The following is a 21951-nucleotide window of genomic DNA, read 5'->3' as shown; positions in this document are numbered from 1 at the left end:
AAAAGGGGGCCAAGCCGAAAAACTTGTGCCCCCGATTCGTTTATTTCCACAGCTCCAACCGCTTGTTGTAATTATCGGTGATGACCGCTTCTACCTTCTCGTCGCCCGCCGCCTTCATCGCGGCCAGCATCGCGTCGAATCCGGCGTTGGCATCCGCCTCGCTGCCCGAGATGATGATTTTCGTCAGCGACTGCTTCATGATGTCCTGAATCTTCTGGTAGTTGAGCGACTCCGGCGTGCCGCCCTCCGGCCCGAGGTTGTCGAACGGCGACGTATCCCAGACGGAATCGAGCAGGTTCTTGATCGCCATCTGATCGACTTCTCCGCGGTTGTAGCGGCCGATGTCGTACGGCGTGCCGTCCGAGCCGGCGCCGTTCTTCACGAACCATGTCCAGTAGCGAACGCCGGTCGATTTGGTCGTGGCGGCCCAGTCTTCCTTCAATCCGTTCAGCAGCTCTTCGCGCGGCACGTGCTTGCCGTCCTTCATATCCCAGTTCGTGCCTTCGATTCCCCACATGAGCAGGTATTGGCCTTCTTCGCTCGCCAGGAAGTTGATGAACTTCATCGTCTCTTCCGGATGCTTGTTGTTCTTCGTGATCGCGATCGCGTCCCAGCCGAGCGGACTGCGCGGACCGTAGGTCGTCTTCGCCGGATCGACGCCCGGGGCAACCACTTTGTACGCGAACAGTTGGCTGTCAGCGCCGCCCGCTTTCTTGAGCGCGCCGTTGGCGTTGCCCAGATCCCAATAGGCGGCCGGCGTCGAGAAGACGATGCCGTTGGCGATCTTCTGCTCCCACGTCTGCGTCTTGCTGACCGCCCATTCTTTGTCGATCAAGCCGTCGCGGTAGAGTTTATTCATGTACAGAATCATCTCGCGGTATTTAGGATCCTTCACGTCGAATTTCAGCGTGCCGTTATCCTCGAAGTATGTCTTCATCCCCCACATACCCTTGAACGTGCCGAGCACCGCGCCCATGTTCTCGCCGTTCAACGTGAGCGGTATTGACGGCTTGCCATCGACGGTCGGATATTTCTCCTTGTAGCTCCGCAACAGCGCTTCGAACTCCTCGGTCGTGAACGGCTGGCCGCCTTCCGCTTTGTCCGGCGCTAACTCCTTCAGGATGTCCTTGCGCATCTGCACCCCGAATACCGGATCGTTGTCGAGGCCGTACCAATTGGAGAGGTAGTAGTTCTTGCCGTCCGTATGACGCGTTTGTTTCAAAATATCGCCGTATTGGCTCTTCACGTCTGGCCCGTGTTGATCAAGCAGATCGTTCAACGGAATAATGGCGCCGGCCGCGATATACTTGTTCACGAGATCGCCGCCGCGGCTCATCAGAATAATGTCCGGCAGGTCGCCGCTCGCCAGCATCAGGTTCAGCTTCTCCGCCGGGTTGCCGGTCGGCTGCTGAATCTCGACCTTCACGCCGGTCCGCTTCATGATTTCCTGGGCGACCGGATTGGTGAACGCTTCGCCCGTGTTCTGGTCGAAGAACGTAAGCGTAATCGGCTCGGACGGCTTCTCCGTCTGTGCCGTCCCGCTATTAGCCGCCCCGTTGTTGGCCGTACCGGCTTCCCCGCCGTTCGTTCCCGCGTTATTGCCTTCATTGTTGCCGCATGCGGCCAGCATGGAGCCAACCAGCGCAACCGAGAGCACGGCCGATAGTACCCGTAATTTCGTCATGTGCTTTCATCCCCCTCGTTCATTATCGTACCCAAGCCTCCTTGAGGCGTTTCAAAGCTAATCATTTGTCGTCTGACCCCATGTCCATGTTCCCTTTGCCCAAGCCGACCTGCCTGCATCCCCCCTCTCCAGAAGTCCAAGACAGCCGCGGCATCAGCTTTTCACGGCGCCGAGCGTCATGCCTTTCACGAAATAGCGTTGGAGGAACGGATAGACGAGCACGATCGGCAGCGTCGCGACCATCGTCGCGGCCATCCGGATCGTATCCGACGAGACGGCCAGCCGTTTGGCGGAGTCGGCCATTTTCTGCGCGTCGGACACCATGCTGCCGGTCTGGTACTGATTGAGGATTTTGACTAGCACCGCCTGAAGCGTCTTCAGGTCCGGATTGTAGGTGAAGACGTACGAATCGAACCAGGCGTTCCAGTGTCCGATCGCCGTGAACAGCGCGATGGTGGCGAGTACCGGCAGCGTCAGCGGCAGGATAATCCGGAAGTAAATATGCAGGTCGTTCGCCCCGTCGATCTTCGCCGACTCGACCAGCTCGCCCGGCAAGCCTTCGATGTAGGTCCGGATGAGGATCATGTAGAAGACGTTCATCAAGCCGGGCAGGATGAACACCCAGAAGGAATCGATCAGATTAAGGCCTTTCAGAATCATGTAGTACGGGATCAGGCCGCCGCTGAAATACATCGTAAAGATGAAGTACAACGTAACCGGCTTGCGGAGCACGAGCTCCCGGTTGCTGAGCGGATACGCCAGCAGGCTGATGACGAGCACCGTCAGCGGCGTCCCGATCAGCGTCCGGGCCACGGTCACGCCGACCGAATGGAGAATTTCGTTGTCCGTCAATATCTCGCGGTAGCTGGTGAAGGACAGCTCCCTCGGCCAGAAATAAATGCCGCCTCTAATCGTATCGGACGCGCTGTTGACCGACAAGATCAGCACGTTCCAGAACGGATAGAACGTCGCCAGCAGCACCGCGATCAAGAAGGCGTAGACGACGCCCGAGTAGACGGCATCTCCCCAAGTTTTGCTTCTCATGCTTCTCTTCCTTTCGTAGCCGAATCTGGCGTCAGAACAGCGATTGATCGTTCACTTTCTTCGCGATGCGATTGACCGTCAGCACCAGGATGAAGGCGACGACCGATTTGAACAACCCGACCGCGGACGCATAGGAGAACATGCCGTTCTGCAAGCCGTACCGGTAGGTGTACGTATCGATGACGTCGGAATACTGGAGCACCAGGTCGTTCTGCAGCAAGTACTGCTGGTCGAATCCCGCGTTCAGCACGCCGCCGACCGCCAGGATAAGCAGGATCACGATCGTCGGCTTGAGCGCCGGAAGCGTCACGTGCATCATTTGCCGCAGCCGGGAAGCGCCGTCGACCTTGGCCGCCTCGTACAGCTCCGGATTGATCGAGGCGATCGCGGCCAAATACATGATCGCGTTGAAGCCCATATCCTTCCACGTGTTCGACGACGCGATGATCCACCAGAAGTAGTGGCCGTTCTGGAAGAAGGCGATCGGCTCGTCGGTCAGATGCAGCAGCATGAGCACCTTGTTGACCAAGCCTTCCGAGGACAGCAGCGTAATGATGATGTTCGCCGCGATGACCCAGGAGATGAAGTGAGGCAAATACGAGACGGTCTGGAAAATTTTCTTGAACGCCCCGCTCTTCACTTCGTTAATCGCCAACGCCAGCAGGATCGGCGCGGGGAACCCGAACAGCAGACTGAGCAAGCTCTGCGCGAGCGTATTGCGCATGATGATCCAGAAGTCGCCGTTCGTGAAGAAGTACTCGAACCACTGCAAGCCGACGAATTCGCTCTTGAAGAACGATTCGAGGAAAGGTCCGCCCGGCTGGTAGTTGATGAACGCCATGTACAGCCCGAACAGCGGACCGTACGAGAATAATAACGTGCAGACGAATGCGGGCAGGATCATCAGCCACAGCATTTTCTGCTGCCTTAGCCGCCTGCCGATGCCGCCCGGCTTGCCGCCTGCCTTGGGCGTCGTCTTCGGCCGTAGTGCCGCAGTATTCGCCGCTGTGTTCATTGCCGCCCCTCCTTATGTGGTGTGATGCGTGCCGGATTGATTCTCATTATAGGGGAGGCAGGAAGGCGCCTTCTATGCAAACATCCGCCGAATCATGCCTCAAACCGATGGAGTTTCCCGGCGGGCATTGTTGAAATACCGCACGCGCACTACAATAGGAGAACATACCAACGCCCGCATATGGCACGAGGAGGCTGCTTAAAGGATGTATACGATCTTGATCGTGGACGACGAGAAGCTCGAATTGGAAGCGTTCTCGGAAAACGTGCCGTGGGCATCCATGGGCATTCGGGTCATCGGCACGGCGAAGAACGGCCGTGAAGCGCTCGAACTGACGCAGCGCCTCTCTCCCGACATTATACTGACCGATGTCCGCATGCCGATCATGGACGGCCTGGAGTTCGCCAAGCGCGCGAAGCAGCATGACAAGAAGGTGAAGATCGTCTTCCTCAGCGGTCACGACGAATTCCAATATATTAAGACGGCGCTCGCGGTCGAAGCCTCCGGCTACCTGCTCAAGCCGATCGACATGGAAGAACTGTCGCAGTTGATGGAGAAAGTGAAAGCCAAGTGCGAGGAAGCGAAGATGAACGCGCAATCCGAGGAGATGGCCAAAGACAAGCTGCTCCGCTTGCTCATGACCGAGGATTCGCCGGAACAGCGAAGCATACTAGCGGCCAGACTGCATCAGCTGGATCGCGCCGGCCTGCCGCAGTTCGCGGCTTACCGGGCTGCCTATCTCGCGATCGGCCATGTCGATGACGTCGGCGAATCCCTCGAATCGGGCAAACCCGTCCTCGATCCGCTCCAGAACAGCGTGCGCGAGGCGCTCTTCCGGAGCTTGCGCGCGCTCGGCTTCCAGGGGCGTTGCCTCGACTGGGAAGCCGGCTCGTTCGCGGCGTTCTTCCGATCGGAACCGGATGATGTTGACGAAGCCATATGGGAGCGGCTGCAGCAGCTGATGGCCGAGGATTTCCCGATCCGGCTGACGGTCGGACTATCCCGGATGGGCGAGCGGTTAGAGGATGCCTGCGCCTTGTTCCGCGAATCGAGGCAGGCATATGAGCATGTCTTCTACGAAGGCGCCGGTTCGCTGCTAGCGGCAGGACGGCTGCCGGAGTTCGTCACCGCGGAGATCGACGTCGAGGAGACGAAGTCGAACCTGTGCCGGTTCATCGGCCATGAGCAAGCTGAAGAGACCGAAGCCGAGGTGGCGAGGTTCTTCCGGGAGCTACGCGATCGACGCGTGCACCGGCATCTCGTCCGCGCGGCGGCCGTCAGGCTCGTATCGGGGGTGCAGCGGCATTTCGGCGCCGCGATGAAGGAGCTTTCGCTGCCGCTGACAAACAGCGAATGGACGATCATGGACGAACGCGCGACGATGGCGGACATCGAGGCCCATGCGCGGGACGTCTGCCACCGGCTCGTCATGGCGCTGTCGGAGAAGGACAAAGACCGGCACCAGCAGATCGTTCGCCGCATCCGCGCGATTATCGAGTCATCCTACCATAAGCCGCTTACCGTCGAAGACATCGCCCGGGAAGTCTATCTGTCGCCCAACTACATCCGCTCGCTCTTCAAGGAGAAGACGGGACAGACCATCCTGGAAGTCATCACCGGCAAGCGCATGGAGCAAGCGTCTCTCCTGCTCGGGGATAAGTCGCTGAAGATCCATGAAATCTCGTCGCGCGTCGGCTATGAGAACGTCTCCTACTTCTGCTCGGTGTTCCAGAAGACGACGGGCCTGACGCCGAACAGCTACCGCAAGCAAATCTGTTGATCCGGAGGAATTCGCTTATGCCGCCCGTCCTCATCACAATCCTAACGAAGCCTTTCCGGCATATGCGCCTTCGGAACAAGCTGTTCGCGCTGCTCGGCCTCGTCTCGCTCGGACCGATCCTGCTGTTCGCCGCCTATTCGTACGAGACGATGCGCACCGAGCTGACCCGCCAAATGTACGATTCCATGGCCGGCACGACCGGACAAGTGAGCGCGAATTTGAAGATGAAACTCGACGCTTACTCGAAGATTTCCTCCTCGCTGTATCTGGATCGTCGGCTTCAAACGATGCTGACGAACGACTATTCCAGCGGAACGGGTTATCTCGAGGCGTACGAGTATATCAACAACACGTTCAATAACGTGCTTGCGACTAATTCGGACATCGCGGACATCGTCATCTATTCGACCAATCCGACCTTGCCGGCCGATCAAGTGTACATCCGGCGTGCGGACGACGCCATGAAGCGGCATTCGTGGTATCGGGCGGTCGAGAAAGCCTACGGTTCCGTCACGTTCACCGTTATGGGCGAGACGAATCCTTCCAAGGAATCGGTCGCCCAGGGCATGGAGGAACGCAAGCCGAACCGAATCGTGCTCGCCCGGCAGCTGGACAACAACAGCCTGAACTACCCGTACGGGATACTGACCCTCGAGATCCCCGAGGCGGATATTTTCGCGCTCATGGAGAAGGAGAACGTCAACAAGGACGTGTTCATCGTCGGAGACGACGGGACGATCATCTCCGGCAAGGACAAATCGCTGCTGGGACGCAATCTGTACGAACGGCTTCACGGCCATCAGGGAGAAGGCGCGACGGGCAACTACTTCGGCACGTATGACGGCGAGCGCGTCTACGTCGTCTACAGCTCGGTCGATAACGGCTGGAAGACGGTGTCGGTCGTCTCCTACGACAGCTTGATGAGCAACGTGAAGCGCGCCTTCTCCCGCTTGTCCGCGGTCGGTCTCGTCACCGGGCTGGTCGCCATCCTCCTCATCTACGCGATGGCCCGGTTGTTCACCAAACGGATCGAACGACTGCTCCAGATGACGCGGCGAATCGAGCGGGAGGACTTCGACGTGCAGCCGGGCAACCCGTCGCACGACGAGCTCGGTCAGCTCTCCTTCGCCATGGTCAAGATGGCGGGACGCATGAAGGCGCTCATCAACGAGGTGTACAAGAAGGAAATTTCCAAGAAGGAAGCCGAGATGAACATGCTGCAGGCGCAGATCAACCCCCATTTTCTATATAACACGCTCGCCTCCATCTCGGCGCTCGCCATCCGCAGTCAAGATACGCGCATCCAAGACATGGTCGGCCATCTCGCCAAATTCTATCGAATCTCGCTCAACAAGGGGAAGCGCATTATCACGTTCGGCGAAGAGCTCCGGCTGACGAAGTCGTACATCGCCATTCAGCAGCTGCGGTTTCAGGGCTTGCTGCATATTCATGAGCAGATCGACGAAGCGGCGTCGCCCTATCCGGTCGTGAAGCTGATGCTTCAACCGTTCATCGAGAACGTCATCAACCATGCGATCTGGGACGACGAAGCCGGCATCAACATTATTCTGAAGGCGCGCGTCGAAGACGACGTCCTCGTCCTCCGCGTTATCGACGACGGCATGGGCATGCGGCCGGAGAAGCTCGCCCTGCTGCAGCCCGAATGGGACGGCGAGAGCAGCTCCGGCTTCGGTATTCGCAACGTCGACGCCCGCATTAAGCTCGCCTTCGGGGAAGCCTACGGCGTCCAAATCTTCAGCCGGTTCGGGATCGGCACGACGGTGCAAATCCGGATTCCGCTCAGCGGATTGAAATGAATTTCCAAGGCGTCGCTCCGATCGTCATTGTGACGAGGAGCACCGCTTTTATTATCCACGCACAAAAGACAGCCGATCCTATGATCGGCTGCCCTTCCGGTTTTCCGTCAGCTCCGTTAACGAATTCCGCATCATGCTACTTCCAACGGTCTCCCGTAAGCGAAGCGAACTTCTTGAAAAGATAACGCCAAGGCATGGCGATCGGCGCTACGATGCCCATGAAACAGGCGAACGCCGTCGACCAGGTCGCTTCGTCCATCTCGCCTGACATCCATAACGGTAGCGCGACGATAAGCAGCCAGATGGCTTTCCATACCATTTCCCATACCAGCAAAGGCAGCATCTTCAGCGGATAACGAAGTCCAACGAAGCAGAGCACGCATAAGGCGGCTTGCATGCAAGCGACGACGCCCTCCATCATTTCCCACTCGCGCGTCGGATCGATCACCTGCTGAATGACGTCCGGCAATACATAGATGCTAAGCCCCACCGCGATAAACAGATACGCGGCTCGCAGCAAATAGAGACGAAACAATGATACCTCGTACATCCTTGCACCTCCCGGATTAGTTGCGGTGCTTCGATTAGCTTCTGTTACGCCTCGCAAAAGGGGCGCGCCGATTTGCTACTCGATACCTTTGAGCACCTTCTCGACTTTCATGAGCCGGTCATTGACGTCCGTAAGCGTGGACGTGATGGAATGGAGCGCGCTCGCCGTCTCGGCTTGCGCGGTTGCGGCTTGCTCCGCGAGCCGGCGGTGAGCCTCGTCGTTCGCATAGCGAAGCTGCGCCTGCCGGATGACCGAGAAATACCGCATGCCGAAAATGAGCAGCAGCGTGACGAAAGGGAGGCTCAGGGAGACAAGATACAAATTCGTGGACATGGAGATCGTCACCTTTCCGGGTCGATAGTCAGAGACTTCGCCGCTTCGGCGATGGTCGCCGGAGAGAGCTCAAAGCCAAAGTCGCGGACTTCAAAATAATTCAAAGCTTTGCCATCATGCGATAACTCCAGTTGACTCGTTACAAGACCGGCCTCTTGAAGCTTCTGCAGGTGGAGATGCAGCAACGGGCGGCTGATGCCGACCTCGCGCGCAAGTTGACTGACGTAGTTGCGGCCGCCGGTGGCCAGCGCTGCGACGATTCGCAGCCGGTGGGGATTCGCGAGCGCCGCCAGAACGGCCAGCAGCTTGTCGCCATGAATATGTTTATTTTTATCTTCCATGTGTAAAGAATATCTTACAGGTGTAAGTCTGTCAACATTTTCCTGTGTGATAAACACGAAAAAAGCGCCAGAGGGTGTGATCCTCTGGCGCCTAATTTGCTGCATACGATTTCCTTGCTTGCAAGAAACGGCCGCCTCTATGATAAGTTCAACTTACGACTTCGCCATTGTAAACCCTAGCATATCCAGCAGCCGGTCAAGCAGCACGGCCGTCTCCGCGCGCGTCGCCGGATGCCGCGGAAGCAGTTCCCCGGCGGCATTGCCCTGCAGGAGGCCGGCTTGAACGGCGGCTGCAAGCGCCTGCCGCGCCCAGTCGGACGCCGCTGCTCCGTCTGCGAAGCTGCTCAAACTTCCGTCTGCGGCGGCGCCTGTATCCGACTGCGTGTTCGGTTGAAATAGCGACAGCGCCTTGATTAGCATGACCACCATCTCCTGCCTCGTTATCACGTCATCCGGACGGAATCTCCCATCCGCCGCTCCCTGCGCGAGTCCGGCCGCAACCGCCGTCCCGACGTTGCCGGTGAACCAGGCCTTCCCTTCGACGTCTACGAACGCGCTAGGGAGGGACGCGCCTTCGCCGCCGAGCCCTATCGCGCGTACGAGCAAACTAGCGAACACCGCCCGCGTCACCGGCTCATTCGGCGCGAAGACATCTCCCGACTCTCCGTTCAAGACGAGCTGAGATGCCAAGCGGTTAATTGATGCCTCCGCCCAATGTCCATTCGCGTCGGCAAAGCTTCGCGATCCGGAGATCACGGCGTAACTACCAAATCCAGAAGAGGGAAATGTCGATTCGTAGCGGCCATCCGGCCGCTTATGAAGCTTTGCGGGAATCGGAACGAGATCGCCCGAACCATCGAATCGGATGACGAACACCGATTGCGCACCATCCGGTTTCATGTCTAATAAGAACGAGTGCATGACGGCAAGGTCGCCGTATGGCGGAGAAGATTGCGCCACGCTCCCGGTCTCTTGGGCCGTGCCGATCCGAATCGCGGCCGATTCGAGCGTCTCATAGTCGGCCGGCAGCACCGCCTCCAACGCCGCCATCTCTTCGGCCTTCGGTTCACCTATGCCGATCTGAACATTGCCCTTCTCGTCTGCAGCCGACTGCAGCTTCGCGAACGTAATCGTATACGTGCCGAACGGACTCTCGAACCGGGCGGCGGCATGCTTCCCCGCGGCTTCGATCGCTTGGTCCGCCAGCGTTCTAGCGATGTGAATCGTCATGCCAGAGACAGCGCTCGTCGCCGTCAACTTGATCGCAAACGTCGTGGTCCCTTCTTTCGCTTGCTTGATGAGCGCAAGCGCCCCCTCCGTATCGACTTGCGCTGCCGCGCTGCCATCGGTCGACGGCTGCACCTTCACCGCGGCGGACAAGTCGCCGTCGCTCTTCTTCTCCGGCGTTACCGGCGGATTCGGCGCGGTCGCGCCGCCGCCGGGAGTCGGGTTCGAGCCTCCGTCCGATACAGGCGTCAGCTTATACAGCTTCGACGCGGCCGCCCCGAGCGATACGGCAAGCGTTGCTTTCACGTTCGACGTCGCGCCGCTCCAGAGCTCTGTCGCCACGTAAGTCCGGTTCGCGTCTAGTCCCGCCCGCTCGAGCGATACCGGCTTCTCCGCCGCCTCGCCGCCGTAATTGAATACCGCCAAATAATACGCGCCGCCGTCGCCGAGCACGAAGCTCTCCGCCGCTTTCGCGCCCGTGTCGCCTTCGATCGCGCGGAAGGATTTGCCCTTCTTCGCGACCGCGAGCACCGCTTCGTTCGCATAGAGCGCGCGCATATAATCTTGCGCTTTCGGATCGTTCACGTCGTCGGAGCCGAGGAATACCGTGCCCGTGATGACCGCCGAATTGACGCGGCTGCGCGCCTCTTCGAGCGTCGCTGCCTGCGCAAGCGTCATATGGTCTGGATCCGTATAGCGATAAATCGTACCGTTCTGCCACCAGCCGTAGGTGAGCGCGTTCAGCTGATATTCGGTGTCGCCGATGCTGCCGAACGTATCGGTCGCGATCCGGCGGCTATGCGCGTACTGGCTCGGGAACATCGGCGCGATCGACGCGCTGATGAACATGGAGTTGCCTACCGCGTTCGTCACGTATGTCATGCCTTCGTTGTACGCCTGCGTGCCCGTCTGCACGTCAGTATCGTAATGTTTGCCTTCCAGCGCGCCGTGCGTCAGGAAGTCCAGCTTGATATATTCGAACCCGAGCCGCTCGAATTTGCCGAGGAAATAATCCATGCGTTCTTGGGTCCCGGGATGCGTCGGGTCGACGGCGTACGCCCCGTCCAGCGTCGGGAGCGGATTGCCATCCTGATCGCGCAGCACGATATCTCCGTACTTATAGGAGGAGCCGTCCACGGGCTGCTCCATGTTATTGCCCCAGTAGACGAATGGCCCCCAGTAGATGCCGGCCTTCTGGCCGTTCGCGCGGATCGCGGCAACGGCGTCGGCCAGCTGCTGGTCGCTTAAGTTATCCCAGTACGAGTCCATGTTGATATACGTGATGCCGTCGTTGTTCATGGCACGGAGTTGATTCTTGTAATAATTCGATGTATCGATGACGTCCTGATAGGATAGCGAGCTGCCGCGGGCGCCCCAGCTGTTCCAGCCGACGGGCACGCCTTGCGGTACGCCGGAGGCGAAGGCGAGCGGCGGCGCGATCACCGCGTTGGCTTCGCCATAGGCCTCCAAGCCATCCCGGTAATCGTCGTAGTAGCCGACGAAGATCGTCGGCGACGTAAGGTTCGCTCCCGTCACCGTCCCGTGAGACTGCGAGTCATGCGTCTTCGCGGACGACGCGCCGCCATACGCGCTGAGCGCGTTCAGCTTATTCGCTTCGCCGATGAAATCGATGCCGGTCTTCCATGTATCGTGCGTGACCGACCCGAGAACGAGGCCGTCGCGGCTCGCATTGTCGTAGACTGCCGTCACCTCGTAGCTCGTGTCGGAGGCGTTGATCGGCACCGCTTGATAGCGAACCCACATGTCGTTGTCGTAAGGGACGGCCAACACGCGGGCATCCTCGTAGCTGCCGATGTCGATGCCGCCTTTCGTATTCGTGACGAGCGGAGCGAAATAATTCGCGGCCAGCTCCCCGTCGCCTTCGGCTTCCGTTCGCGTCAGGAAGAACGGTTGGCCCGCGTATATACTGTACGTTTGACGAAGAACGGGTTTGCCTGATTCCTCGTTGACGAACGTCGCTTCGATTCCAATGCCGAAACCGTCCGTTACCGGCTTTACTTCGTCCATCGCGAATCGGTGCTCGCCATAACAGCTGCTCGCCAAGTCGCCGAACTTGCTGTAGACGCCCTTCGCGATCGTCTTACCGTTCCATCTGTAAGAGGCAAGCCCGCTATCCAAATCGTATAGAATCGCGGACGCGCCTTGTTCGATGAGCACATGACCCGCATATTCTTTGACGGTTATCGCGCCGAACGCCTTCGTCCTTACCGGCTCTCCGGCAGGCGGCTGCGGATCGGCGGCCGCTTGCTCGCAGCCCGCCACGACTTCGCCGGCAAGCGGCGCGACCGTGATTCGGTCCAAGTCCGGCGCGTATCCGCCGCCGTCGGCGAACAGGATGCTGTTGTCGCCGGCTTGCAGGGCGACGTTGATCTTCCGCGTGCCGACCGTATCCCAGTCCGCCGTCTTGGCGAACAGGATGCTTTGAGCCGGACCGTCGTTCACGCTGACGGAGAACGACCTCGGATCGCCCGAGACATAGTGAACGGTAATTTCATAGGCGCCGGCTTCGGGAACTTGAATGCCGTTCACTCGCACGCTTGCGCCTTGGTACAAGTTGCCGACTTTCTTGCCATCGGAGCAGGCGGCGCAATCGTTGACGGAGGCATTGCCGCTTAGCGTGTTGCCTGCGGCTTCCCCTTCATATCTTTGCGCTGCCGGCACGATCGTCATGCGGTCGATATCCGGCGAATAGCCGTTCCCGTCGTCGAATGCGATCTCGTTCGCGCCAGCGGCCAGATCCACCATGACCGTCTGTGTACCGACGGTGTTCCAATCCGCTGTTTTCTTGAACTCGACATGCTTCGCGGCACCTCCGTTCACGCTAATATCCGCGCTGCGCGGATCGCCGGATATATAGTCGATGACGGCGTAATAGCTGCCGGCTTCGGCGACTGCGATGCCCGTCATCCGCAGCGAGCTGCCTTGATACAAGCCGCCGACCTTCTTGCCGCCGGAGCAGCCTTCGCAATCGGAGACCGAGGCGTTGCCGGTCATCGTATTGCCCGCGGTTTCCGCTTCATAAGCAATCCCGTCAGCCGCCGATGCAGGTGCGGCCGATTGCGGCTCGACCGCCTCCTGATCCGCTTCCTCGATCGCGGACTCTTCTGCTTGCGGCGTCTCCGCAAAGCCGGACGATGCCATGACGGCGCCGAGCAATAGCATTAGCGCCAAGCACAACGTAAGCGTTTTCTTCATCAGATAACTCCTTTCATCGTTCGGGTTCTCCCCGTTACATGTCAAATGTAATCGAGCGGCTTCCCCCGGACAATCCAAGAATCCTCCGAATCATAACGCAAAATAAAGGAGTCTTGCCGTTAAGCAATACTCCTCGCTCACTTTCCTATTTCAATACCGATTCCGACACGCGCGTTACACGTTAAATCGATAGCCGACGCCCCAGATCGTCTCGATCATGACCGGCTTCGACGGCTGCCGCTCGATCTTCTCGCGCAGCTTGCTGATGTGCACGGTGACCGTCGCGTTGTCTCCCATGGCGTCGAAGCCCCAGATTCGCTCGAACAGCTCATCCTTGCGGAACACCCGGTTCGGATTCGACACCATATAGAGCAGCAGGTCGTACTCTTTCGTCGTCAGCTGCGCCTCGCGTTCGCGGACGAACACCTTGCGCGCCAGCTTGTCGATGGTCAATTCGTTCAATCGCAGCTCGTCTTTCGGCTGTGGCGCCGCCCCAGGACTTTGCATGGTCAACCTCTCGAACCGACTTAGATGCGCTTTCACGCGCGCGACCAATTCGCCGACGCTGAACGGTTTGCTAATATAGTCGTCCGCGCCGAGGCCGAGGCCGCGGATCTTGTCGATCTCCTCTTTCTTCGCGGACACCATCAGAATCGGGATATTCTTCGTACGCCTCACTTGTTTGCAAATCTCGTAGCCGTCCACGCCGGGAAGCATGAGATCCAGCAAAATGAGATCGATCTCGCCATCCAGCGCTTTCTGCAGGCCAAGCTCGCCGCTTGCCGCGATCTCCACGGCATAGCCGCTTGCCTCCAAGTAGTCCTTCTGCACTTCGGCGATGACGGAATCGTCTTCGATAATCAGAATCGTCTTCATTGCGGCCCTCCCGGCGTGTCCTCGACATGAATCGGCAGCGAGAACGAGATCACGGTTCCCGAGCCTACAATGCTCTCCGCCCATACCCGTCCGCCATGCTCTTCGATGATTTGTTTGACGATGGCGAGCCCCAAGCCGCTCCCTCCGCGCTCCGAAGTACGGGCTTCGTCCGCCCGGTAGAAGCGTTCGAAGATGCGCGGAAGCGCCTCCCTCTCGATGCCGGGTCCATTGTCGGCGATGCTGACCGCGACCATGTCGGCGCGCGCTTCTACAGAGTCGGTCGCAAGCTTGAAGGTCAGTCTCTTCTCGGGCTTATCCATATGCTTCAGACTGTTCTCCACGATGTTCATGATCGCCCTTCCGAGTTTCTCCCGATCGGCCATCGCGATCGCCGGTTCGCCGCCCGAATGTTCGAAGACGACGTCGAGACGATCCGAGCCGGCTTGCGATTGAAGCCGCAATTCTTCGGCGCAGTCGGCCAGGAAAGCCGTCAGGTCGACGGTGACAAAGGTAAACGGCAGTTTCTTCAAATCGAGTTTGGAGAACAGGAACAGCTCATCGATCATGCGATCCATATCGGCCGCCTTCCGGTGAATCATATTGATGTATTTAAGCTGCTTCTCGGGTGTATCGGCAATCCCGTCCCGCATGATATCGGCGCAGCCGGTTATCGCCGTGATCGGCGTCTTGAGATCGTGCGAGATGCTGGAGATCAGCTCCTTGCGATCCTCCTCGACCTGAAGCTGCACGCGAATCGATTCCTTCAGCCGCAGACGCATTTCTTCGAAGGCGCTGCCCAGCCGGCCAAGCTCGTCCCTGCGCTTCTTCATCTGAAGCGGATGCTCGAGATCGCCCTCCTTGATATGCTCGGCCGCCTGCTTCAAGGCTTTGATCGGGCGAAGAATGCTTCGCGACACGAAATAGGTAAGCAAACCGTTCGTCAACACGACGGCCCCGATCAGCGACAACGCCACAATCGGGAAGAACAGGTGAATCATCTCGTTGGACTTGGTGATATCCGCTATATAATAGACCGATCCGGTCCTGCCGTCCTTAAATGCAACCTCTTCCCGCGAGAGCGTATAATCGCGTTCGCCTAGCGCAAACTCCGGGTTCGACCACTCGTCTTCCGGTTCGGTTCGAAGCATGCCAAGCAGCTCGGCGCGGTCTAAATTCGCCATAAGCGGAGAGACGTACGCGAACGCCCCCCCTTTTTCAATGACGACCGCGGCTTCCACCTTCTGCAGTTCCTCGCCGATCCGCCTCAAATACGCGACATCTTCCAGCAACCGGGCGTCATAATCGAACAGATACGATAATCCCGAGAAATGCCGGTCTTGCTCTTCCGCCATCGAATGGTAGGCTTTCATCTTCTCCACGGCTTCCAGCTTGATCGGCGGATCGAAGCCGATTTTCTCGCTGAAGACCATGGCCACGATCACGAGCATCGCCATCACGAACAAGACGACGGGAACAAGGATCATCGCGATATATGAGAAGAGCAGTTTGAGACGGATCGACATGGTTTCCTACTCCTTCCGCGGCTTCAGAACGACTGTTTCTCGAACCGGTACCAGCCCGCCGCATAGCTCATTATACCGTGCGCCAGCAAGAACATGAATAGCGTCATCGCATGTTTGAGCGACGGAAGATTGCCGAGCCAAAGCCGGTACCAATCGGTCTGGGCGAATACGTTCCATCCCGATGTCGACGGATAGACGAGCGGCAGCAGCTTGCCGGCCAGATAGAAGAACAACAGAATCAAGAACGCCCCCGTTCCGCTGCCGAACCACTGCACGACGAAAGCCGCGATTAGCGCAAGCACCATCATCGGGACGAAGGCCGCCGCGTACACGCCCAGGCTGTGGAGAACGCCAAGCGCCGAAGAACCGCCGCCCATGCCCGTGAACAGCTCGGTCAGCCAGGCGATCAGCCACACCTCGCCGAGCAGCAGCAGACACAACGCCGCGATCGCCGTCAGCTTGGAGGCATAGACCGCCGATCTGGCGATCGGCTTCGTCAAGACGAGTTTCATCGTGCGCGTCGATTTCTCGCCCGCGAATAATTCGGCCGCCGTCATGAACAAGACGGGAGGAAGCCAGAACAAGACGAGCAGATCCAGCATGAGGAGCGGCAGTCCGGCGGCGCCTCCCGCGCCGATGAAGCTGATTCCCGTCTGGCCGTTCAGCGATCCGAGCAGCAGCCCCGCCATAACCGGGACGATCGCGGTAAGCAGCACGATGAGGCGGATTTTGCGCATGGCGGACAGCTTGTCGATTTCGTTGCGGACGTTCGCGATATAGCTAGGCATGGCGCTTCCGCTCTCCTTTCGCCGGCCGGTTGACGGCCGCAATGTAGGCTGCTTCGAGCGAGACGCCGCCATGGGTCAGCTCCGCGACCGTTCCTTGCCGGATGATCTCGCCTTCGGCGATGATGCAGCCATGCGTGCACACCTGTTCCATCTCTTGAATGCCATGGCTGGATATAAGGAACGACGTCCCTTCTTCCCGCGCCAACCGGCTGATCAAGCCGCGAAGCCACAGGATGCCTTCGATATCCAGGCCGTTCGTCGGCTCATCCAGGATGATCAGCTCGGGCCTCGCGAGCAGCGCCGCCGCGATGGCGAGGCGCTGCTTCATCCCGAGGGAATAACCGGACACTTTCCGGCGCTTGTCGCGGGCCAATCCGACGAGCTCAAGCACTTCGTCGATTCTTCCATCCGGCAACCCCGGATAAAATCGCGCGACGAGCTTCAAATTTCGTTCGGCGCTCATGTATTCGTAAGCATCGGCCGTCTCGATCAAGCAGCTCGCGCGCGACATCGCCGACGCGAAGTCGCCTTTGATATCGTGCCCGAATAGTTTCACGCTGCCCGCGTCCGCATGGCAGAGGCCGGTCAGGATTTTCAGCAGCGTCGTCTTGCCAGCCCCGTTCGGTCCAAACAGCCCCCATACTTCCGCTTTGCCCACTTGCATGCTCATGTTCGCGACGCCTCGGCCGCCCGGGTATCGCTTGGCGACCTGTCTGACTTCCATGACCGGCTCCATGCTTGAATCGCTCCTTCCTTCTTCTCCTCCTTATTTAATTCGGGTTACCAGCCGCGTCCGTGCTGCTCGGCATCCTCCGGCTTCACGGTTTCGACTTGTTTGCCCGTCAAATCCACGCGATCCGGCACGACTTGATCCCGATCGGTCACGCTCATGTCCAGCTCGGCTTTCAATTCATGCGTTTTGCCCGAAGCGTCTTTGCCGGTGACGACGATCTCCGCCGTCTGGGCCGAGATATAATTGTCCTTGTCGATGTTCGCATCGAGGTTGATGGCGGTAACGCGCACGTCATCCACCAATTCGGGCAGATCGACGTCCAAGTCGTGCACCGTGCCGGCATCGGTCGTTCCCTCATTCTTCTCTTCCTCATGAGACGAAGCCGCCGTAATCAGGAAGGAACCGATCGCTTGCACGGGCGCCGGAATCTGCGCGCTGTTCAGATGCAGCGCTACCTGCTTGCCGCCATTCTGGCCTTCCGTCAGCGTGACTTGCTGGCGCAGCTGGCCAACCAGCGTGTCGATGACGTTCTCGGCCAGTTCCGCGTGTTTGCCGTGCATCGCATGATCTGCGCGTTCGGTTTTCTCCGCTCCGTCTTCCCCGTCCTTCTCGACCACTTGGTAGACGTCGCTGTCGCCCTTCTTCAGCACGGTCTGGCCGTCCTGATGGTAGACGTTCAGCGTATGGCTCTCTTTGCCGCTGGTCATCCGCACGTTCGCGCTGCCCGCTTGGGTTGCCATGTCGCCTTTGAACGTGGTGCTGGCGTCGAACAGCGACGCGCCGTTGTCCGTTAACCGGAACGATGCCGCGCCGGCGATGCTCGTCATTTCGCCCGATTGTTTCCATGCGTCCTTATACGCTTCATAACCCGACGTCCCCGCGCTTGCCGCGAGCCCGCTCGCCAGCAGCATGACGGCGCCTACCCCGATACCCGTTCCGATCATCCATTTTTTCTTCATGATTACTTTCCTCCTCGTTATGTGTATCGCGGATCATGCTCGTCGTCTCTCTTGCTTCCTTCCGCTAATATCAGCATATCCGGCAGCTCTAAAGCCCCTCTAAGGAAAGTCTAAAAAAAGTATAAAGGATTCCCTCGCCCCTTCCCCCCTCCTATGAGTTCCTCCCCCTTCCCCCTCCGCTGAGGGGAACCAAAGGGCTTTGCCCTCTGGACTCCCTTCTTCGTGCTGACACGTTTGTTCGCGGTTGGCGGTGGCGTCCGTGTTGGCACGCTTTTGTCCTAGCGGACAAAGCTTCAGTACGTGTTGAAAAAGTCCTATGACACAAGCCTGTCAACTATAGACCCTAGTTCGCTTCATCGGACGTTTTTCCTTAACCTTACAGCATTGCCCCCTCCGCTAAGGGGAACCAGAGGGTTAGCACCCTCTGGAAACCGCTAGTTAGCGGGACTCGATTCGCGGCCGTCGTTGATGTGTCCTTTCGTGGTGAACTCGCTAGTCCTTCGGACAGGCTATTGTTCGAGCTTTGTTCTTTACGTTTAGCCTTGGGGCGGTATTCTGTTTCGTTACCTTTCTCTTGATGATTTCGTGCTGACCTTCGCTTTCGTCCGCTAGCGGACACGCTTTACGTTTTTGAACGGTTCCATGATTGCCAGAAACAAAAAGACCGCCTCAACGCGAACGTTGAAGCGGTCTCGGGGTACTTCCTATTCGAATATGCCTTAATTTCGCTTAACTCCCATCGTATGGATCGATCCCGTTCACCGGTTGCGGCTGCTAGTTGGCGAGAAGTTCGGCCAGAGCCTTGAGGAAAATAAGAAGGAGTTCGTCGTAGCTCATGCTTTAACCACCTTTTGTTCGTATTTTGTACTTCTGGACCTCGCTAGCTGCGGTTGGACGCGCTTGGAATCGCTTGCAAAACAGAATTGGCGTATTAGGCCGCGTATCGGCTGTCGATCTCTCCTTTCATCATGGCGCGCCATGCGCCAGCGATGATGTTTACCTCCCATCTATATGCGCGTCGGCTCGTCCTTCTGACGTATTTTCGTCAGACAACGCAACAAATCCTCAATAAAAAAACCGTTCGATGAACCCGAAGGCTCAGGGTCGAACGGTTCGATGCAGCAGGAGGCAGCCGCAGATCCTCTTTATTGCGTCTTGCTTGCGCCCGCTAGAAATAATGTCTCGAATTGCTCCGCCGCAAGCGGACGGCTGAACAGGAAGCCTTGAATTTCGTCGCATTCGAATTCGGCCAGCTTCGCCAGCTGCTCCGGCGTCTCGACGCCTTCGGCCAGCACCTTCATATGCAGGTTGCGCGACAGCGCGATGATCGTCTTGACGATGGCCGCATCCCGTTCGTCCGTCGAAATGTTCGTAATGAACGAGCGGTCGATTTTCAGCTTGTCGATCGACAAATCCTTAACGCAGCTGAGCGACGAATAGCCCGTCCCGAAGTCGTCCATCGCGATCGATACCCCGATGGACTGCAATTGCAGCAGCACGGATTTGGTATGCGTCAAATCGATGAGCGCCGTGCTCTCCGTAATTTCCAGATGCAGCGACCGCGGCGAGATCCGGGTCCCGTCCAGCACCTCCCGCACGCATTCGACGAAATCGTAGCGGCCGAACTGCTGGTACGACACGTTCACCGACATGATGAGCTCCGGATTGTAGCTGCTCTGCCACGCGACGAGCTGACGGCAGGCCGTCTTCAGCACCCAACGTCCCAATTGATCGATGAGGCCGTACTCTTCCGCGACGGGAATGAACGCGGATGGCGGAATGGAGCCTTTCTCCTTGTGGAACCAGCGCACGAGCGCCTCGGCGCCGATCAGCTTCTTGCTCTTGAGATCGAATAACGGCTGGTAATACACGTCCAGCTCTTCCTCGGCGATCGCTTTGCGCAGCTCGCCCACGAGCGCCCGTTTCTCCACCATCAAGTCGCAAAATTCGCTGTTGTAGAACTCGAAGCGGTTTTTGCCCGCTTGCTTCGCTTTGTACATCGCCATATCGGCGTTCTTCAGCAGCGTCTCCGACGTATCGCCATCCTGCGGATAGATGCTGATGCCGGCGCTGACCGTAATATAATGCTCGGCATCCATGACCTGCACCGGTTTCTCGAAATATCGAATGATTCGCTTCGCCATCTCTTCCGCTTCCCGTGGGCTTGCGATCGGCAGGAGCAGCGCGAATTCATCCCCGCCGAACCGAGCCGCAATGCCGTGCTCATTCAGAATGTGCAGCAGATCATGCGAGAATTGCTGCAGCAGCCGGTCGCCGGCAAAATGACCGAACGTATCGTTGATTTCTTTGAAATTGTCCAGATCGAGGAACATGCACGCAAACATGCGTCCGTCGGCATCGGACTGCGTTAACATCTCGTCCATCCGCTTGTGAAGAAGCGTCCGGTTCGGCAGGTCGGTCAACGTATCGTAGTACGCCATATGCGTAATGCGCTTCTCCGCCTCTTTCCACGCCGAGATATCCTTGGCGATGCCGTAGACGCCGACGATGGCTTCGTTCACGACGATCGGAATGTTGATGATCATGAACGGAACGGCGGTTCCGCCGCGGTGGATCAGCGTCGTCTCGAACGTATGCGGCTTGCCCGAGAAAGCGTGCGCGATGCTTTGCTTCATCGGCGACTGATCCATATCGCCCAGTATCGCGTAGAGCGACTGTACTTCATGATCGCGGTAGCCCAGAATATCCTGGAACTTCCGGTTCTTCGTCAGGAATTCGCCGCTCGCGTTAATCGAGTATACGATGTCCGGATTGTAGGCGACCAATGACTTGTAACGCTGCTCGGACTCGTCGAGGTACGCATTCAACTCGAATAATTCATCCGTCGATACTTGGGCCAGGTTGGACATGGCCTTCAAGACGTCGAGTTCGCCCCATTGCAGCGGGCGCATGGCCTCTTGCGGCGGCGCGAGGCGGCGAGGCTCGTCATGCTCGGCCAGAATGAGCAAGGTCATGGAATGATTCAGCACGACGTTAGACCGACCATGATGATAGAACTCGCCGTTCGTGAAAAATCCAACGGTCGGCGCCAGCTGCTGCAAGGGCTCGATTTCATAGCCGATCGAATGAAAGATGAAGTTCTTCCGCGCTTCGCAGGAATAGATGAAGATGGCCTCGGACGGAATATCCATCAGCTGCTCCACGAGCCGCTTCGAACGATCGATAATGAGCTCGGGGTCGCCGAATCCGAATCGGACCGCGTCCCCGTTCCGGACGTTGCCGGACAGCGTGACGGACCCGTCTGCATGCACCGCGATAATATCCCGGCATATCTCGATACCTTCTTTTTGCACGATCAACGGAAAGTTTTTGCTCTTCTCCACGATGTGTTCCGCGATGCTCTCGCCCAAATATTTGCGATAGAGCGGAATGACGTTCTTATTGTCGATGCGATAAAGCCGTTTGCCTTCTGCATGCGTGACCGTGTATCGCTTCCCGATTTGATTCCAGCTGAGGCTGTACGCGTTCGCGGCATTCAAATCCCGCCCAGCCAGCGAAATGCCGACGGCGCCTCCGTTCATCGGCGTTCGGCCGATGATGAGCGTCCGGACGCCGCCTTGCTCGGCCGCGACGCCTCCGGCGAGTATCGCATCGGGATGAACATCCCCGATTCCCTGCAGGAAGTCATCCGAATTGTCCATGGCGCCGGTAAAGACGATCATCGCCTTCATGTCCGGCTGGCTTAAACGGCTTGCAAAATGCTGGCCGGCTTCATACTCGTTCGCGCCAAGCGGTAGCTCGACCGAGGCGGATTGGATCGTCGCCCGTTCGAATTCGGCGATCGACACAACCGTAGCCTGATCATAAACGCCGCCGTCCATAATTTCCCCGGCCGACGTGCACCCGATAATGGTCGCTCTCGGCAAATGCGTAAGAACGAGCGACGCGATGGGTTCGAGGTATTGGCTCCGGGAAGCGGACGCGAAGATTTGAACGAGTATCGAGCCCGACGCGCCGAACGATTGCGCCTGCATCCATTCGCTAAAGCGTGCTTGATCCTGATAGTTATGTTGATGGACGCGCAAGTTGGTACTCTCCCTTATC

15 protein-coding genes are annotated in these 21951 nt (G+C 58.2%); 2 read left to right on the top strand and 13 right to left on the bottom strand.

Annotated elements, in window-relative coordinates; translation table 11 throughout:
• Window positions 1-40: 40 nt before the first annotated feature.
• From BCM02_RS01485 to BCM02_RS01475, 3 genes are all read right to left on the bottom strand, one after another.
• The gene (locus BCM02_RS01485) at window positions 41-1684 is read right to left on the bottom strand and encodes an extracellular solute-binding protein (RefSeq protein WP_148927281.1); all 1644 of its coding nucleotides are present in this window, start codon (window positions 1682-1684) and stop codon (window positions 41-43) included.
• A gap of 153 nt (window positions 1685-1837) precedes the next feature.
• Window positions 1838-2728, bottom strand: coding sequence for a carbohydrate ABC transporter permease (locus BCM02_RS01480; RefSeq protein ID WP_148927280.1), 891 nt, complete (start codon window positions 2726-2728; stop codon window positions 1838-1840).
• Window positions 2729-2759: 31 nt separating this feature from the next.
• On the bottom strand, window positions 2760-3644 hold the full coding sequence (locus tag BCM02_RS01475) for an ABC transporter permease (RefSeq protein WP_246183205.1): 885 nt from the start codon (window positions 3642-3644) through the stop codon (window positions 2760-2762).
• A gap of 304 nt (window positions 3645-3948) precedes the next feature.
• On the opposite strand from BCM02_RS01475, the gene BCM02_RS01470 reads away from it, so the two are divergent.
• Both BCM02_RS01470 and BCM02_RS01465 read left to right on the top strand, forming a co-directional pair.
• Window positions 3949-5523, top strand: a complete 1575-nt coding sequence (locus BCM02_RS01470; RefSeq protein ID WP_148927278.1) for a response regulator — start codon at window positions 3949-3951, stop codon at window positions 5521-5523.
• Window positions 5524-5540: 17 nt separating this feature from the next.
• Complete coding sequence (locus BCM02_RS01465) at window positions 5541-7340, top strand: cache domain-containing sensor histidine kinase (protein ID WP_148927277.1); 1800 nt, start codon at window positions 5541-5543, stop codon at window positions 7338-7340.
• A gap of 136 nt (window positions 7341-7476) precedes the next feature.
• On the opposite strand, the gene BCM02_RS01460 is transcribed toward BCM02_RS01465, so the two are convergent.
• The 10 genes from BCM02_RS01460 to BCM02_RS01415 form a co-directional block, all read right to left on the bottom strand.
• Window positions 7477-7890: a hypothetical protein gene (locus BCM02_RS01460; RefSeq protein WP_148927276.1), complete on the bottom strand. Its 414-nt coding sequence runs from the start codon at window positions 7888-7890 to the stop codon at window positions 7477-7479.
• Between the two features lie 75 nt (window positions 7891-7965).
• Window positions 7966-8223, bottom strand: coding sequence for a hypothetical protein (locus BCM02_RS01455; RefSeq protein WP_148927275.1), 258 nt, complete (start codon window positions 8221-8223; stop codon window positions 7966-7968).
• An 8-nt stretch (window positions 8224-8231) separates the two neighbouring features.
• The gene (locus BCM02_RS01450) at window positions 8232-8564 is read right to left on the bottom strand and encodes an ArsR/SmtB family transcription factor (RefSeq protein WP_148927274.1); all 333 of its coding nucleotides are present in this window, start codon (window positions 8562-8564) and stop codon (window positions 8232-8234) included.
• A gap of 153 nt (window positions 8565-8717) precedes the next feature.
• Entirely contained in the window at window positions 8718-13007 is a 4290-nt protein-coding gene (locus BCM02_RS01445) for an S-layer homology domain-containing protein (RefSeq protein ID WP_148927273.1), read from the bottom strand.
• A gap of 174 nt (window positions 13008-13181) precedes the next feature.
• Window positions 13182-13883, bottom strand: a complete 702-nt coding sequence (locus tag BCM02_RS01440; protein WP_148927272.1) for a response regulator transcription factor — start codon at window positions 13881-13883, stop codon at window positions 13182-13184.
• Entirely contained in the window at window positions 13880-14881 is a 1002-nt protein-coding gene (locus BCM02_RS01435; protein ID WP_148927922.1) for a sensor histidine kinase, read from the bottom strand. The genes BCM02_RS01440 and BCM02_RS01435 overlap by 4 nt, the downstream gene beginning before the upstream one ends.
• A gap of 548 nt (window positions 14882-15429) precedes the next feature.
• The gene (locus BCM02_RS01430) at window positions 15430-16194 is read right to left on the bottom strand and encodes an ABC transporter permease (protein ID WP_187433954.1); all 765 of its coding nucleotides are present in this window, start codon (window positions 16192-16194) and stop codon (window positions 15430-15432) included.
• Window positions 16187-16930, bottom strand: a complete 744-nt coding sequence (locus BCM02_RS01425) for an ABC transporter ATP-binding protein (protein WP_148927270.1) — start codon at window positions 16928-16930, stop codon at window positions 16187-16189. Before BCM02_RS01425 ends, BCM02_RS01430 begins: the two co-directional genes overlap by 8 nt.
• Window positions 16931-16974: 44 nt before the next feature.
• Complete coding sequence (locus tag BCM02_RS01420; RefSeq protein ID WP_148927269.1) at window positions 16975-17886, bottom strand: hypothetical protein; 912 nt, start codon at window positions 17884-17886, stop codon at window positions 16975-16977.
• A gap of 1145 nt (window positions 17887-19031) precedes the next feature.
• Window positions 19032-21932: a bifunctional diguanylate cyclase/phosphodiesterase gene (locus BCM02_RS01415; protein ID WP_148927268.1), complete on the bottom strand. Its 2901-nt coding sequence runs from the start codon at window positions 21930-21932 to the stop codon at window positions 19032-19034.
• Between the last annotated feature and the right edge of the window lie 19 nt (window positions 21933-21951).

Origin of the sequence: Paenibacillus methanolicus, from assembly GCF_008124765.1 — a bacterium.
Classification (GTDB): Bacteria; Bacillota; Bacilli; order Paenibacillales; family Paenibacillaceae; genus Paenibacillus_Z; species Paenibacillus_Z methanolicus.
Note: the sequence above shows the minus strand (reverse complement) of the source record. Positions and strands in the feature narration are given on the sequence as shown.